This window comes from Akkermansia sp. N21169, from assembly GCF_029854675.1.
GTDB lineage: Bacteria > Verrucomicrobiota > Verrucomicrobiia > Verrucomicrobiales > Akkermansiaceae > Akkermansia.
The window spans coordinates 1-16,669 of the sequence record NZ_JARWNC010000030.1 but is presented as its reverse complement, the minus strand read 5'-3'; the positions used below and the strand labels follow the sequence as shown (position 1 = coordinate 16,669).

Genomic DNA, 16,669 nt, shown 5'->3' with positions numbered 1-16,669 from the left:
AATAGACAATGCCGTCATTCTGTCGGCAATCGTTATACGGCAATGAACACCGCATCCATCCCCACCCACAGGAAAACCCTTTCCCGATTCGGTCTTGCCCCAGGACTGGTCATCCTCATTCTAGCAACCGATATCCTCCTCTCCGGAGGGGAAGCCGGCACGGGGGGATTCTTCCTCATCATCTCCATCTTCGTCTCCATACTTATAGGAACCATCGCCTTTCTCTGGCAGTGGTTCAGCGGCAGAGACCGCTTCATGACCGCCTTTGCCAAGGGACTGGCTATTGCCATCCTCATGGCCATCCCCTCCCCTTTGGCTACATTGCTTCCTCTGCTGGCAGGTTTCCTCTCCTTTGTTCCGTCATTCCAGACCAGTGAATCTGCCGAAGAACAGCCGGCCCCATGCGACGCCGAACAGGAACCGAGTATGAGAACTGCCCGGGGACGTGTCGTCTCCACCCGGGAATAACTCTCTGCAAGCACCATGATCGCCGAACTGACATCTCCCCTGGGACGCCTTCTTATTGAAGAAACCGGAGGAGCCATTTCCCGTATCCTCCTGCCCGGCAGAGCAGCGACACATCCGACCGTTCCCATCGTATCCGCATCATCATCGCCAATCCTTCAGGAAGCATGCCGCCAGCTTGGCGAGTATTTCGCCGGAAAACTAACGGATTTCTCAATTCCTCTGTCGCCAGTGGGCACTCCCTTCATGCTCTGCGTCTGGCAAGAACTCAGGAACATTCCCTACGGCACAACCGTTTCTTATAAAACCATTGCCACCGCCATAGGAAACCCTCGCGCCGTCCGAGCCGTCGGTATGGCCAATGGACGCAATCCCATCCCCATCATCATCCCCTGCCACAGAGTCATCGGTACCAATGGCAGTCTCGTAGGCTACTCGGGCGGGCTCCCGATCAAACGGCAACTTCTCTCTCTCGAAGCTCATGAATTATTTTGAATACGGAACCAGGGAAACCGACCATCTTTCATCAAGAGATCCTCGCATGGCTCATGCCATCGCCTCTCTCGGAATCATCAAAAGAAAGCTCACCCCGGATCCCCTTACCGCACTCACCTTCTCTATCATCGCCCAGCAAATATCCGGCAAAGCGGCAGACAGCGTATCCAAACGCTTTCTTGACTTCATCGGGGGAACCGTCACCTCTCCAGCCATTCTTGCCCATTCTCCGGAAGAGTTGAAATCCTGCGGCATGTCACTTCGCAAAGCCACCTTCATCCATCGCATCGCCGCTGCCTTCGCCGAAAAAGCCATTACAAGGGAAGCCCTCCTTCTCATGAATGATGCAGAACTCCTGCGTACCCTCACATCCATGCCCGGAGTCGGTCCCTGGACTGCTGAAATGTTGATGATTTTTTCTCTCCAGCGTCCGAATGTTCTCAGCTGGGGAGATTTCGGGATTCGGAAAGGATTGACACTCCTCCACCACCGGGAAGAATTGGATAAAAAATGCTTTATGGCTTTCCAAGAGCTTTATTCCCCGTTCTGTTCGATCGCTTCCTTTTACTTGTGGGCCATCGCTTCCGGCGAATACATACCGGATTAACATGAGCGTTCTCGCAGAGTAATGAAATAATCAACCTTCCAAAAGACGATTGTACAACTCGCTTCCAAGGAAAAAGAAAAAGTTTTGTCCCTTGATGAAATCAACATTGCTGCCGGAACTGGCATTGGGGACATTCGGGCACGGGACAAGGAATTAAAAAATCATGACAGACAAGGGAAATATCATCATTTATAATCTCCCAGCGCATTCCTTCGTTCTCATTCGTTCCTTCCCATGACTCAATCTTCGCTCCAGGATCCCCCCTCACCCAAGCCAAGCCTCTGGGCACTCAGTCCCCTCTTTGTTTTCACCGGTTTCTACCTTCTGATAGCTCTTATCGCCCAGGATTTCTATAAGGTACCGATAGCCGTCGCCTTCCTGCTAGCCAGTGCCTGGAGCATCGTCATCACCAAGGGAATGTCCCTCTCGCGGAAAATCGACTATTTCTCCGCCGGAACGGCCAACAGGAACATCCTGATGATGATCTGGATTTTCATCCTTGCCGGAGCCTTCGCCCAATCGGCCAAGGCCATGGGATCCATTGACGCCACCGTCAACCTGGCCCTCTTCATCCTGCCGGACAATCTGCTCATGGCTGGTATTTTCATCGCCGCATGTTTTATCTCCCTTTCCGTAGGAACCTCGGTAGGAACCATCGTAGCCCTGACTCCGGTTGCTATCGGCATCGCAGAAAAATCCGGGATTCCCCTTCCCTTCATGGTAGGCATTGTCGTAGGAGGAGCCTTCTTTGGCGATAACCTCTCCTTCATTTCCGATACCACCATTGCCGCCACACGAACCCAGGGATGCGCCATGAGCGACAAATTCAAAGCCAACAGCCTGATCGTCATTCCGGCAGCTCTCCTCGTCACCCTTTTCTACATTTATGAAGGCACCGGAATGGGCCATGTCGTTCCCGTCTCTCAAGTGGAATGGATCAAAGTCCTCCCCTACTTGATCGTCCTCGGAATGGCTATTGCGGGCATCAACGTCTTCGCCGTCCTGGCCATCGGAATCGCCGCTACGGGCATCATTGGAGCAGCTACGCAGTCATGCATGCCCCTGATTTGGATCAACGCCATGGGCAAAGGCATCGCCGATATGGGAGAACTCATCATCGTCACTCTCATGGCTGGAGGAATGTTGGAAATGATCCGTCTCAACGGAGGCATCACTTACATCATTGACAAACTCACAAGCCGAATTCGCGGACGCCGCGGAGCCGAAGGATGCATCGCCGCCATCGTCTGTCTTTGTAACCTCTGCACCGCCAATAACACGATAGCCATCATCACCGTAGGCTCTATCACCAAAGACATTTCGGAAAAATTCCGTATCAATCCCAGCAAAAGCGCTAGTTTGCTGGATACCTTCTCCTGCCTGACCCAGGCCCTTATTCCCTATGGAGCGCAACTCCTCATGGCTACTGGTCTATCCGGTATTTCCCCCGTCGGTATTATGCGCTACCTGTACTATCCATTCGTCATGGGGGCCTTTGCGATCCTGGCCATTCTCTTTCGTTTCCCAAGGAAATATTCGGCACCGTTCCGCCGGCAATAACTCATTCTCCATGAAGAAACAAATCCGGGCACATATTCTCCTTCCTCGACTTTTGTCCCGATTTTTCACAATGTTTGATATATTCACAGGAAAGGAAACCAATTCCCAACTCAATCGGGGAATATTTCCACCACACAACCATTACAGCATATACTCATGAATTGGAGAACCATACAACGCCAACTCGGCATTAATGCCGATGGCATACCCGGTCCTAAGACTGCGGAAGCCATCGCAAAAATCCTCGATCTCCCCCAGGGAAACTGGAACGATATCCAAACCGACCTCGGACTTGATGCCGACGGAATTCCCGGAGACAAAACCCTCCATGCCGTCGCAGAAGCCCTCAACCTCGAATCTCCCTCCCGCCACTGGCCTACCCAAGCCGAAGTTCGCTCCGGCAAATCCATCTTCGGACAACCGGGAACCCACCTCGTCACCATTCGTGTACCCTACCCGCTAAAACTCTCCTGGGACACCGGAACCAGTGTAGAAAAAATCACCTGTCACGAACAGGTTGCCGATGCCATCACCAGCATCTTCCAACAAACGAAAGATGCCTACGGCATAGATAGAATCTCAGCTCTGGGGTTGGATCTCTACGGAGGTTGCTACTCCAATCGCGCCATCGTCGGAGGAAAATCCCTCTCCATGCATGCTTTTGGGATAGCTATCGATCTGGATCCCGACCACAACGGACTCAACACCCACGCCCCCAAGGCCAGGTTTTCCTCTCCGGAATACGACACATTCTGGAAGATCGTCGAAAGTGAAGGAGGAATCTCCCTCGGACGAGAACGCGACTACGATTGGATGCACTTCCAATTCTCCACCTTATCGTAACGATATATTCGAACAGCCGTCTCCGTTTTGCAACGGAGACGGCTGTTCTTATAATCCACTGCTGCTATTCCAAAAAAATTGTCTAATAGGCAAATTCGGCGTACAGGGCGCGATGGTCCGTTGGCCATTTTTGCAGATTGGAAGGTTTTTCTACCGGATCTTTGGTATCGGCAGGAATCCGCTGATTGCGGCACACCATTCCGCTGGGACCAATCATATGAATCTTGCTCAATGATAATTTCTGTTCCGGAAGATAAAAAACGTAGTCAATACGTTCCCGGTCATCAGCACTGGGAGACCAAGCCAGTTTCTGAAGAGGAACCCCCGGACAATCCGTCGGAAACGTGAAGCCGGGATGTGTCACGGGATTGGGATACTTTTCTCGGTAGGCATCCATGAATCCCGCTTTCTCCAGAGCAACCGTTACATCCCACGGTATGACAAGACCATTGTGGTCAAACAAACGGGCCGTACTCTCCGTCCAATCCAAATGGGATGGTTCATTGAAATCTCCCCCCAATAGGACAATGCGTCCCATAGCCTTGTCTTTGGCTGCTTCTTCCAGAAACTTGGCAATAGCTATACTCCGCTGCGAATCCCGGTTATCCTTCAGCACGGCATCCACATCCTTGACAGCTTCCGGCAACCGGTGCCAATCCGTCCCGGAATAACCGCGCGGCAGGTAGGAAGCACAGTGACGATAATCAAGATGAGCCGTATAGACGGCAAACTCCCGGCCATTCACGTCCACAACCGCCTTATAAATCGATCCCTGATCGTTCTTGAGAGGGTAAACCGTTGAAGATTCCTTGATCGGGTACTTGCTCAAAATTCCGGAATCGTTGGAATAAAATGAGTAATAGGTTTTCCCCTTCTCTCGTAGTTTTTCCACAATCCGGTCACAAAATCGGGTGTCCTTGTAATTGCGCACTTCGCTCAAGGTCACAAAATCGGCATCCGCCTTGGCAATTTCATCAGCAACGGTATCAAAACCTCCAGAAACAACCGTACCTTCCTGCCATATATTGAACTGCAAAAGCGATATCGTATATCGTGGTTTAAACGATACAAACAGAGCCATCGCAAGGCAAAGGCATGAAATCCACAATAACTTCTTCATTTACTAATTAAATACGATCCCAAAAACGGCAACCTTTCATCAAAAGCCGGATACGCACATCCATCCCTTGCTCTCCCTTCCTCCAGTCCAATGCGTATCCGGCCATTACATGGAACAGGCTACTTTAACATACCTCACGCCCATTCCTTTCTCTTGATCGAATTATTCTCTTTTCCGTTCAGGCTCCTCCTCTTTCATGAACCCGGACGCCGATTGTTCGATCTTGTAAAACTCATCCAGTACGTCCCGCATCATTTTTACCCGGTAGGCCTGGGGAAGACCTGCCACTCCCGTATTGCCTACCGTCAGGATATGCGCGTAGCGCGTGCAATAGCGCACATACTCCCGCTCATCCATCCGGTGCGGATCAAACGAACAAAAACGGTGCCGGTGCCTCTCATTCCACACATTGAACCAATGGAACCCATCCGGACTGTTGTGCACGGCAATATTGGCAAGGCTCCCTACTACGGAGTCTTCGTGCGCATCTTCCGGCATCTCCATGAGACGGGCATTCGCCGATATCTGCGGCAAATACTTCACCGATAAAGCATAGAACATGCCGCTGAAAAAACGGTCCACCACTGGATGAGTCATCCAGGCACAGCCGGACTCCATCATCGCCAGATATTCGTCCGGCCTCAAAAACAATGTGTCGGGATCCGTCTTGATCACATACCCCTCCTCATTTCCATCCTCCCGCGCCGCTGCAAGCAGGCTGTCGAGCACTCCGCATACCGCCGCTTTCCCATTCAGGTTCCTTCCGCGGGCAAAGCCGGTTACGTGGTAATGCACGCCGGCGGATTGCCGGAGGCTTTCAACGATATGATCCGGAAGCGGATCCCCCGCGTCATCGAATATATGAATGTTCGCATAAGGCATCCGGCGACGGAGAGTATCCACCGACATCAGGATCACCTCCTCCTCGCCCCTGTAGCAGAACATACACACCGTCTGTTTCTTTTCCATCTTCTTCATCATCTTGTTCAATTGTGAATCTTCGTCCCGTTCAGATACATTCCACCCTGGGTTGAAATATTGATGCCCCCCGTCACCTCCAGCGTCGAAGCCGGCCCATACAAAGCCACCTTCCCGGTGCCGGAGCCCACATGCACCTCGCCTGATGCGCCATAGAGTACGCGGTTCCCGTAGGCATCACGGATGTTCACTTCCCCCTGGTAATTCGACAAATCCGCCGGAATGTGCGAGAAATCCAGGCACTGCGTATACGGGCCGCCCGCCGCCCCATACATCCCCATCATATACGCATCGGAAGCATTCGACTGATTTCCGTACTCATCTGAGGCATACACATACAACGCCATAACCTCCGAATCATCCGGGTGACTTATCGTCCCCATCTTCAATTCCAAAGCTCCCGTCAGCCCATTCACGGACGATACTCCTCCGCCGCCACTTCCTCCGGAGGCGTTCAGCGTATTTCCAGACATGCTCAGGTTGGAGCCGACGCCAATAGCCCCCTTCTTACCGCCGAATGAGGTGACCGCGTATGTCCCGATATTTGCCGTGCGAACAAAGCTCGATGCCCCCCATCCATCCAGGGTCGATGCATTGATCCCCGCGGCAACGGCTATTCCCTGTCCAACCGCTACGCTCACATTGCCGCTGCCGCTCAACGGCCCCAGATCAAGCACAGCCGTCCTCTCCCACGTTTCATCACGCGTACTCAGCACATTCTTTCCCTTGTAGGAAAGATGGACAGGCCCGTCGTAATTCGACAAATCAATCTCCCCGCCGCCTGCCGCATTCAACGTCAGCCCCGTCATCGACAAATTCTCGCCCAGGAGAACCGCCCCCGTCTTCCCGCCAATCGACGTGACTCCGCCCGGATCGCCTTTCGGCCCCTGAATGCCCTGGATGCCTTGCGGCCCCTGAGCTCCGGTTTCCCCTCTGGCTCCCGGAGCCCCGGGTTCCCCCTTGGGTCCCTGTACGCCGGGAGAACCGGCAGCGCCTACCTCTCCTCGTGGAATTCCTAAATTCAGTTTACCATTTACCACGGAAGCCGTTGCCTGTGTCCCCGCATCCAAAGTCGTTACTGTTCCGATTGTCAGTCCTTGCATTTCGGCCAAAGCCGCAGCAACGACAGCCGCCCCTTGATTCGCTTCCTTTGCGGCGGCAAGCGCAGTTGCGGCATAACCGGATGCTCCTTCAGCCGACAATGCAGCAGCAGCAGCAGCGGATGTCACCGTTTCCTTTACCTCGCGAATACCGGAGACAGCTTCCTCAACCTCTCCGGTTGCCCCTTCAAGGCGAACCGTATAGCCTTCCAAGCTTGCATCTATTCGACGCTGCAGTTCTGAAGCAACATATTCCTCCGTCACATACTCAGGCACCGGTACCGGCAGTCCCTCCGTCCCCTTGATCACATCATTATGAATTTGCAGGTTCAACTGCCTCGTCGGCACGGTCACAGTCAGGGAACCGATCTTCAGTTCCAATTCGGCAATGAGTTCTACATAGTCGTCATTGGCCAGCAGATCGGACAAAACAGCCGAATCAAAATGAATCATGCCTGCGTAGTACGGATTTTTCCTCGAATCCTCCCTTAATTCAAAATGATCCGTATAAACTAGAAAACCATCGAACTGGTAATCTCCCTTCGGTTTGGCGCCAAAGCGCATCGTCAAGTGATTCAGTTTCCGGAATCCGGTACCGGGATAAGGTTCCATGAAAAAGACCTCCAATTCCCGTGAGTCGCCGCGCGATAACCGGAAATGCTCTTCGCCGGCAATGCTGTAATCAGGATTAATGTAAATTCTCATATTTGTGATGTTCCTTCGTCCGTGAACGAATGATCACAACCACAAAAAACATTTTTTGTAATCCACAAAAAACAACCGGACAATTCATGCCCGCTCCCTTAACGCCTGAAACGCCTCTGTCCACTATTCAGCGCTCCACAGTGCGGACATTCATGGGTACCCGTACCGCGACGTACATAAAAACGCATGCCGCAAAGCCTGCAAACCCAACGGGAAACGCCTCTTCTCCATTTCGCCCACCAATCCCACAGCAAAGCCGTTACATACACGCAAGCGAAGAAGATCATCGCCGCCAAAAAAAGAAATACCAGAAATTCCTCCACCTGAAACATCATATCCCCTCCTCCTCTTCCTCTTTCCATGTTACCATAATCATCCCGCTCCTGTCTTTCCGGGAAGGAATCCATCTCAACTCGCGGATATACCCCATGGCCGCCTCGTCGGCTGCTTCATTTCCCGAGCCTTCCGTCACCACAACATGCGTCGGCACACCCCACGGCGATACGACAACCCAAAACGACGTCTGAAGCCCCATGAAATTCCTGCCCATGGTCGGCTTCACATCAGCCACCGGCTCCATCCCGGACAAATCATCGTCGGGAGACGAAGCCTCCGGAATAAAAACGACCGGCCTGTCAGCAGACGGCACCAGCCATTTTTCCACAGAAGGGGAAGGATAGGATAATTGCGACAACAGAGATGTCTGCAACTTACTGGGCGTTCCCATGTCGACATCCACAAGGTGCGCCTCATGGTCTCCCAACCCGGCAGTCAACGGAACAAAAGCACCGCCGCTATTCCCCAAGTAGGCAGGATCTGCCCAAACCGGAGTCCGATCCAGAATAGGAGAAGCATTGTTTCTGCCCGGAATCGTTTTCCCGGATGAGTCCGACTCCAAAAAAAACACCATCCCAGAATAATGCGACTTGCGTAAATTCGAATCCAGAACGGATACCTCGACACAATTCATCCCCACAATCAGCAACAGAGCAAAAGGGATAAAAAATAAAACCACCCGCCAGGAGAAAAATCCCGTCCCCCTCCAGTCGAACACCAGCCCGGCATTGTGATCCTCCCTTTTCTTTCTCCACTTCCTTGGGATTTTGACCATCATACCGGATTTAACCCTTCACAACTATTGAACAACAACACACACGGTTAATCCAAAGGCGATCCGGCCACGGCGCACGTTAACCCATGTTCCAACACCATCTCAATCAGCTTCTGCTCCATGGCCCGACTCACAGCCTGATCCATATTCAAAATAATCGTAATGCGGCCCGCTCCCTCGCTACCCTCTTTCGCGACAATATCATCCAATTCCTTCTCCAGCCCGGCAACGCCATTCTCCAACCTGCGGTTATCGAAGAAAACCACGGGAGATTCGCCGGCCGTAACCGATACGACATAGTATTCCCCCTGGATATTAATCAAAAATTCGGAAGGAGGCGTCTTCACATTGAATCCGTACTTGGGAACAATACCCGTCGTAATCAACGTCACTACAAACAAGAGAACCACGACATCCAGGATAACTGCCAGATGCACGAAAAAAGCGCCTTTCGGCAATGTGGACTCCAATTTCATAGCAAACAGAGCTGGAATTTATCCACGGGAAACAGCCCCGGCAGGCTTTCCTCTCTCCTCATCATCGGATTCATCCCCGTCATCGTCAATCGCCTCGCTACCTTCCTCATGACGCATATCGGAAACCAGATAAACCGCTTCCATCCCCGCACGCTGAACTTCGTGAATCACCAGGCGAGCCCGAGACGACAGATAAGCATAAAAAATATAGGCCGGAATAGCCACCAAAAGTCCGAATGCCGAAGACAACAATGCCTGGAACATTGCCTCGGACATCACCAGGTTCGGCACCTTGCCCTCGAAAACACCTGGTTGAGAATAAAACCTCACCAACGCAAAAATCGTTCCCAGCACACCGATCAAAGGAGATAAAGTCGCCACCACCAGCAAGCCGCGAATATTCTTTTCGATCTTGTACACTTCCAGCTGAGAGGATTCTTCCGCCACAGACCTCAGCTCCAGCAAAGGCAGGGAAGGACGGCTCAACACCGACTCCACCACGCGGGCTACCGGGCCGGGCATCATGGATGCCTCATGGTATGCCTCATTGAAATTCCTCTTTCTGATCAACAGAGCCAGTCCCTTCAAGAAATCCCCGATATTAATCCGTACACGGTGAAAATACAGGAAGCGCTCCGCCACAACGGCAAGTCCATACAGGGAAAAGGCGCACAAAACCCAAAATAAAGGTCCTATTTGTTCAATAAGCTCAGTCATCGTTCTCGCGTTCCAACTGATTATTCACATCCACAGGCTTATTACAAACCTAATCATCCATTCCGTCACGAAACCTTCTGTTTCAAAAGCCTCAGTAAAAGAACCAGACCATACACTCCAAAAGCCATCCCGCAGGCACTCCATGCCTGCAAACACGCCAGCCACACGGCATCGTGAAGGCACATTCCCGAGAGCAGGGCCACGGCAAATTTCTTCCGCGTCGGACTCTCCGTCTCACCTTGAGCCACCCACGTGCAAATCATCGTATAAAGAGCCAGGCTCGCCGGGTACCAGAGAATGTTATACATCAGCAGCTTCTCTCCTATCAAGGCATCGAAGCTCATCCCTGAAATCTGCACAAGGGCAGCCACACATGCCAGAAAAGCCCATACACCCCGGCTTCCCCCCATCAGTACAAGCGCCACCTTCGACCACTGCTTGTGCATCCAGTTATAGAAAATGATCACTGCAATCAGAAGCAGGCCCAGCAGGACATTCCCCCCGACAGCCCCGCTCAAAATCAGACCAAGCGTCCCGGCCGCCATCGACAGCCACCGCAGAGTCCAAACACTCACATCGCCCCGGGGTACGGGTCTATCCAAGCCATGTCTTGCATCCCAACGGGCATCCAGACGGTCATTTTCCCACATTCCGTAGAGATAGAAGCAAAGCCCCATCAAGACAATCATGCACCACCCTGTCCACTCGTTCCCTTCCGGAATCTGACCAGCCGTCCAAACCCATGCTACCAGAGCATTGGTTGCCAATGTCGGGGCAAGAGCCAGACGGGCGGATTCTGCAACTCCTTTCAATTCTCTGTAATTCCTGTTCTTCATGGGATACTGTTTTTAGTCGGTACTTATTCCTTCCCCATCACAGGTCAACTCCATCGCACAAACCTGCCCGCTATCCAAAGGCACCCTAATCCCGGGCTCCAGCAATTCCCGGACAGATACCTCAATAGCCGGAGTCTCTTCTTCCAAAAGATCGGTAAATCGCACATACCCGCCACCCGCCTTGCCGCACCACGTCAAAGCATTCTCCGGAATGGATACGCGCAGATCGGGGAAATTCTTGTGCGGCGACAGATTGGCCACAACCAGCACGCTCCGGCCAGACGCTCTATCATGCTTCAGGTAACTGTACACCCAATGACCGGAAACCTTTTCCCCCTTCTCCCTGCCATATCCGGGAGTTTGCATATTGGCCCAGTTGAGACCGTAAAAATCTCCCTCCGCCATTGCGGGATGTTTCAGCAAGTTAAGGAATTTTACATGGAACTCCCGCAGCCGCCTGTCTTCCTCCGGGAGCTTCTCTACATCGAATCTCCCGTGATCCAGCCACTTCTGCAACCTGGGCAAGCATGTGTAATCGAAAATGCTCGTCCTGCCATCCGTCCCGCCATAACCCGAAGGTCCCTGGGCATCCTCCCCCACTTCCTGTCCATTGTATATCAGCACAGGCCCTCTTCCCGCTCCCAGAACAGCAGCTTCCACGGCGGGCATGACAACCCGGCCCTTCCCTCCCCAATGCTCCGGAGACGACATGCGCGGTTCATCGTGGTTTTCCAAATACCTCACCCCGCGTTCCATAAACATATTGCCCGTTTTATTCAAATGGTCCATATCGTTGGCCCAGGCTCCCTTCTGGTAAATATCCGTCGCCAAATGGTACATGCCGGCGTCGTACACCGCAGCAAACCCGCAATCGAGCAAATCAGGCATAGGATCACCCTCCGTCGTCTTCATATGGTCGTCATACGCCTCCGCGATGAAGAAAACGCCCCTGTCACGCACGCGTGCCCGGGCAATCGCCCACTTCCAGAACGGCATCGGCACCATGTGCGCCATATCGCACCGGAATCCGCCCACTCCCTTGGCCTGCCAGAAAGCGAGAATCTCATCCATGCTCCGCCACGTCCCGGGCACCTGGTTTCCGGCAGCCATTATTCCGGGCAAATTCCGGGCTGCTCCCGGACCATCCAGAAAATTGAAGCCGAAATTCAATTTGACGGTTTCATACCAATCATACCGGCTCGGCTGCCACGTCACGGCATTGTTTCCCGTCACTCTTGCCATGAAAAGTTCCTTTTTCCATTCCCCCGACGGCAGGCGGAAAGGAGGATTGCCCTCCCCGATTCCGTATTGCAGGTAGAAAAAGGAATTGTCCGGATGATAAAAACAAGACGTATCGTCATGATCCCCGAATCCGTCATGGTCGCCATGACGGGATTCATACCCGCGCGACACATGGTTCCCCACAAAATCAATCAACGGAACAAGCCCCTTGCGATGGCAGCGCGCCAGCAAATCTTCGAACTCCTCCATCCGTAACAGGGGATTTTCCGCCAGGTCGGGATCCACATCATAATAATCTACGATCGCATACGGACTTCCTGCCAATCCCTTCACAATACTCTCGGGCTGGGCCGGCAAATCGGGATAATTCGTACACGTCGCATGCCGGATCACCCCCGTCAGCCAAAGATGGGTTACACCCATGGCTACCAGTCCGTCAAGAGCCTCATTCGTAACTCCGTTAAATGTCCCGCATCCATTCTGCTCTTTCCTCCCCCAAGGGATGCCGTCTATTTTGTCATTGGAAAAATGTCTGACAAAAAGCTGATAAATAACGGGGCGCATCATAACAAAATCCTTCTGGGAAACTCCGGATGGGTGCCGGCGTCAATCGTTCATCATCCAAAACACCGCCATCTCCGGATACATATTTCTAGTTACACTTAACAGAATCCCTCCGGAGATTCAATTCAAATAGGCACCCCGTTTTCAAAATGACAAGATCGCTTTTCAAACCGGAGGTTCGCCTTCCGTGCCTGGAAACTTGCCGGACTTCCAGTATTGCCTGGCCGCTTCAAGAGCTTCCTCCCGCGTTTTAAGGCGTCCTTCAATCTGCTCCAGAAACAAGCCATCCAGCATCGTTCTGAAAACGGGACCGCATTTCATCCCCATCGCGATCAGATCCCGTCCCGTCACGAAGGGAGAAGGAAGAATAGGTTCATTCTCTATCTCCCGCCGTCTTTCCTCCAAAAAACGATAATGTCCCAAGTCTCCATTAGAACACAGGCAATCGGCGCGGTGCAGCTTCATTTCATCATCGAACACGGGAGACGCCATAAACTGGCGTACCTTCCCGCGTCTCATCTTGTCCACATTAATAAACTGCATGTGACGCCCCACCATGAAGGAAACCGCATCCACCACAGAATTCGGATAATGCAGTCTCCGCAAAATACCGGATACCATGTCGCGTCCCACCGCCTCATGTCCGGAAAACCTGATGCGGTCATCTTCCGGATCCAGAAACCTGCTCGCAGGCTTGCCGATATCGTGGAGCAACGTTGCCAGCACCAATTCCAGCGACGGCTCGGTACCATCGTCCTCCAAGCGATCCAGCATCATCATCGTATGGATATAAACATCGCCCTCCGGATGCCATTGGGGCGGCTGGTCGCAACCGACAAGTTCCATGATTTCCGGAATGATCCATTTGATCAGGCCGCTCTCCACCAGCATTTCCACTCCGCGGCGGCGATGCGGCGAAAGCAGGATCTTGTCAAACTCGTCACGAATCCTCTCCGGAGCAATCCGTCCCAGCCAGTCGGCATGATCTCGGATCGCATCCCAGGTGGAAGACTCAATATCAAACCCTTTCGTTACCGCAAGCCGCACGGCGCGCATCAGGCGAAGGGAATCCTCCCGGAAACGCTCCTCCGCATGACCGATACAACGGATCAGCTTCTTCTCCAAATCTTCAAGGCCGCCCACATAGTCGATAATTTCCCCGGTTTCCGGATCTTCAAACATCCCGTTAACCGTAAAATCACGGCGGAAGGCATCTTCTCGGGGGGATGAATAATGGACCGATTCCGGGCGTCTCCCATCCTTGTAGTCCCCATCCTTGCGGAATGTCGCCACATCAAAGTAAATGTCGTCGCACGGAACCAGCACGACACCGAAATGGGCTCCTACCGCCCTTCCCTTCGGAAACAGGGCCAATACCTCATCCGGCACGGCAGACGTTGCGATATCCACATCATGCAAAGGCACCTCCAAAAGACGGTCTCGGACGCATCCCCCGGCAAAATAGCAAACATATCCCGCACTACGCAGACGGATAGCCACCTTGCGCGCTGACTCAATCAATCGGCAATCATCCATAAGGTCACGCATCTTCCGGCATGGGCCGCAGAGGGGGAGGAGCAATAAGTCCCCCCTGTCCGGCCGGTTTCGATTGAGAATCATTCGCATTCGGCACGGGCGCAGGCACAGCGACAGGTTTGGGGACGACAGGAACGGCCTGCTGCTGAGAGGCGGCAGAAGGCGGAGGAACGACGGCAGGATCTTTCTGCCCGCTATTGAGCCGGGACATCGTCTGGTCCAAAATTGATTCAAACAACATGTCCGGCACACCTCTCAGACGCACCACTCCTTCCTTGTCCAGTAAATATACGGACGGAACCTGGGCAATTCGATACAGTTGGAACACACTGCCCTTCGCATCATACAACCCGGGAATAGAAATATTCATGGCGCGGATCGTCTCCGCAGCCTTCGCCGGTTCAGAAAGACAAATCGGCACAATATCCAGATTCGGATACTTCTCCTTCAGCACATTGGATTTAGCCACCAGAGACGCAGATTGAACGGAATCCGGCTTCCAGAACACAAGAAGCGTAGGAACAGCCTTGGGAATACTGACAAAAGCCCCTTCTGCCGTTGGCAAACTGAACGCCGGGGCCTTGCGGCGGGTACTGAGGTTGTTAATGTCGTACAGCAATTCCCGAGCAATATCCTTCACTTTACCCAAGTCACCAAAAGATTCCTCGAAACTCTTCTGGATGGCTTCTCGCAAATATTTCAAGCGGAAGGCATTCAGCTTCGGATCATCCTGCAGCATGCTATTCTTTTCCCGCATGGACAGCACAAGCCCCATCGCCGCCATCCCCTGATCCTTGGGATTCTGGTTCACCGTACGGATCTTTTCCAGAATTTCACGGCAACGCAAATTACTCGACTGTCCCAGCACCGGAGCCACCCGACCAATACCCGGAGAACTGACCAGATAATGCTCCACGGATTCAAGCAAAGAAGCAGCGATCTTTTTCTGAGAAGCCGCATCGAATGATGAAGCAATCGCCTCGGGATGTTCCAGCAGCCACACCACGGCTGGCAATGATTCCGGCTTCTGAAGAAGAGGGGATGTTTCCTTCCAGAGGGCACGAACGATCGTCTTGGGATCGGGCTTCGTCTTCTCCAGTTCTGCACGCCGTTCCGGCTGGGCAAATTCATAGGCCGCATTCCATTCGGTCATCCGGGAATCCCATGATGTCAGAATATCCTTCATCCGGGCCTCGTCGGCCGATGCCATTCCGGTCATTGCCAGAACCAAAGCTATACCAAGAACGTTGCTCTTCATATTTATTTCCATCATGCCTTCCCGCACGGTGGCAGTCAATCCGGCAGGCAGGCAACGCAAAAAAAGAATCCCGCAGACGGCCTTGACCTTATATCTGCGGGATTCCCAACTACTACCTATATATGAAACTCAATAATGCCTTTTTAGCTAAAGATTCGGCTCTCTCCTTCCAAACTCTTCAGAGCATCATTGATAACGGTTCGACACTTCTGTCCCGCTTTTCGTTCAATCGGCAAAAATTCCTTTTGTCATACGAATTCAATCCGAGGACAATGCATCTTCAAGTTTCTGATTATCAGCAGCCAAATCGGAATCGAACGGTTTCCCGATCACCTTCATTTCATTCTCGACCCTCTTCTGAGAGTCGTTCGAATCCAGATTTGCACGAATCGTCCTGCCCAGAGACATCAAATTGGAGGTATAAAGTTTCTCGACCGAATACGTAGCATTCTCTAAAATCCCGTTGCTGTTAAAGTAAAACGTACGTGTCAGCACGTCGCCATTCTTTCCTCCGATCAGTAATCCCGCCCCCATCGGAGCATAGGCGAACATGTCATTGTCCGCCTTGCGGAAACGGTAAATCCACCGGCTTTCGCGATTGGAACCGGATTTAACATCAGACGGTTGTCCGAGACGCTCATAGAGCATGGGCTTACTGTATTCCCCCGCCTTGATTTTGGCGACCAGCACTTCATCTTGAATTTCTTTATTCCCATAAGTAACAGAACATGAAGACAAAACAATAATGGCAAACAAAAAAGCGAATAAACGGCAAACAAATTGCATGAGGGAAAAAGTAAAACAGATTTATCCAATGTCAATATGCGTTCAGGACTCCAAAAGTCATCTGCATTAACAAGAAGTCCGGGACAGCTCCACTTTGCGACTAATGGAACTGCCCCGGTGTATTCTATTGTATTGCGTCTACTTTAGAAGTTGTAACGATAGCCGATGCTGCCGCTCGCCGACGTCATACGGCTGCGGATGTCTGCCGTAGCATCCACGAATATCGTCCCGTTTTCGCCGGACGGCAGGCTCAACCCGGCTCCGAACTGG

The 16,669-nt window shown here is 52.4% G+C and carries 16 protein-coding genes; 5 read left to right on the top strand and 11 right to left on the bottom strand.

The window, feature by feature from the left end:
- Positions 1-42: 42 nt before the first annotated feature.
- The 5 genes from QET40_RS02825 to QET40_RS02805 all read left to right on the top strand — a co-directional run bounded on the left by QET40_RS02825 (position 43) and on the right by QET40_RS02805 (position 3,970).
- Positions 43-468, top strand: a complete 426-nt coding sequence (locus tag QET40_RS02825) for a hypothetical protein (RefSeq protein ID WP_280125662.1) — start codon at positions 43-45, stop codon at positions 466-468.
- A gap of 15 nt (positions 469-483) precedes the next feature.
- Entirely contained in the window at positions 484-960 is a 477-nt protein-coding gene (locus QET40_RS02820; RefSeq protein ID WP_280125661.1) for a methylated-DNA--[protein]-cysteine S-methyltransferase, read from the top strand.
- Positions 947-1,567 carry a hypothetical protein gene (locus QET40_RS02815; protein ID WP_280125660.1) on the top strand — a complete coding sequence of 207 codons (621 nt, stop codon included), beginning with the start codon at positions 947-949 and terminating at the stop codon, positions 1,565-1,567. The genes QET40_RS02820 and QET40_RS02815 overlap by 14 nt, the downstream gene beginning before the upstream one ends.
- A gap of 234 nt (positions 1,568-1,801) precedes the next feature.
- The gene (locus QET40_RS02810; RefSeq protein ID WP_280125659.1) at positions 1,802-3,127 is read left to right on the top strand and encodes a Na+/H+ antiporter NhaC family protein; all 1,326 of its coding nucleotides are present in this window, start codon (positions 1,802-1,804) and stop codon (positions 3,125-3,127) included.
- Between the two features lie 156 nt (positions 3,128-3,283).
- Positions 3,284-3,970 (top strand): M15 family metallopeptidase, encoded by a 687-nt coding sequence (locus tag QET40_RS02805; protein ID WP_280125658.1) that lies wholly within the window; start codon positions 3,284-3,286, stop codon positions 3,968-3,970.
- An 82-nt stretch (positions 3,971-4,052) separates the two neighbouring features.
- Here the strand turns inward: QET40_RS02805 and QET40_RS02800 are convergent, their stop codons facing one another.
- The 11 genes from QET40_RS02800 to QET40_RS02750 all read right to left on the bottom strand — a co-directional run bounded on the left by QET40_RS02800 (position 4,053) and on the right by QET40_RS02750 (position 16,351).
- Positions 4,053-5,006: an endonuclease/exonuclease/phosphatase family protein gene (locus QET40_RS02800; RefSeq protein ID WP_280125657.1), complete on the bottom strand. Its 954-nt coding sequence runs from the start codon at positions 5,004-5,006 to the stop codon at positions 4,053-4,055.
- A 246-nt stretch (positions 5,007-5,252) separates the two neighbouring features.
- Positions 5,253-6,035, bottom strand: a complete 783-nt coding sequence (locus tag QET40_RS02795) for a hypothetical protein (RefSeq protein WP_280125656.1) — start codon at positions 6,033-6,035, stop codon at positions 5,253-5,255.
- A 41-nt stretch (positions 6,036-6,076) separates the two neighbouring features.
- Positions 6,077-7,873 carry a collagen-like protein gene (locus tag QET40_RS02790; RefSeq protein WP_280125655.1) on the bottom strand — a complete coding sequence of 599 codons (1,797 nt, stop codon included), beginning with the start codon at positions 7,871-7,873 and terminating at the stop codon, positions 6,077-6,079.
- Positions 7,874-8,204: 331 nt separating this feature from the next.
- Complete coding sequence (locus QET40_RS02785) at positions 8,205-8,987, bottom strand: hypothetical protein (RefSeq protein WP_280125654.1); 783 nt, start codon at positions 8,985-8,987, stop codon at positions 8,205-8,207.
- 44 nt (positions 8,988-9,031) lie between these two features.
- Positions 9,032-9,460, bottom strand: coding sequence for a hypothetical protein (locus QET40_RS02780; protein ID WP_280125653.1), 429 nt, complete (start codon positions 9,458-9,460; stop codon positions 9,032-9,034).
- 18 nt (positions 9,461-9,478) lie between these two features.
- Entirely contained in the window at positions 9,479-10,177 is a 699-nt protein-coding gene (locus tag QET40_RS02775; RefSeq protein WP_280125652.1) for a MotA/TolQ/ExbB proton channel family protein, read from the bottom strand.
- A gap of 65 nt (positions 10,178-10,242) precedes the next feature.
- A complete protein-coding gene (locus QET40_RS02770; RefSeq protein ID WP_280125651.1) occupies positions 10,243-11,013 on the bottom strand; it encodes a hypothetical protein in 771 nt (256 codons plus the stop codon).
- Between the two features lie 12 nt (positions 11,014-11,025).
- Positions 11,026-12,822, bottom strand: a complete 1,797-nt coding sequence (locus tag QET40_RS02765; protein WP_280125650.1) for an alpha-amylase family glycosyl hydrolase — start codon at positions 12,820-12,822, stop codon at positions 11,026-11,028.
- Between the two features lie 162 nt (positions 12,823-12,984).
- The gene (locus QET40_RS02760; protein WP_280125649.1) at positions 12,985-14,367 is read right to left on the bottom strand and encodes a CCA tRNA nucleotidyltransferase; all 1,383 of its coding nucleotides are present in this window, start codon (positions 14,365-14,367) and stop codon (positions 12,985-12,987) included.
- Complete coding sequence (locus tag QET40_RS02755; protein ID WP_280125648.1) at positions 14,360-15,628, bottom strand: TlpA disulfide reductase family protein; 1,269 nt, start codon at positions 15,626-15,628, stop codon at positions 14,360-14,362. The genes QET40_RS02760 and QET40_RS02755 overlap by 8 nt, the downstream gene beginning before the upstream one ends.
- A 243-nt stretch (positions 15,629-15,871) precedes the next feature.
- Positions 15,872-16,351, bottom strand: a complete 480-nt coding sequence (locus QET40_RS02750; RefSeq protein WP_280125647.1) for a hypothetical protein — start codon at positions 16,349-16,351, stop codon at positions 15,872-15,874.
- Positions 16,352-16,669: the final 318 nt, after the last annotated feature.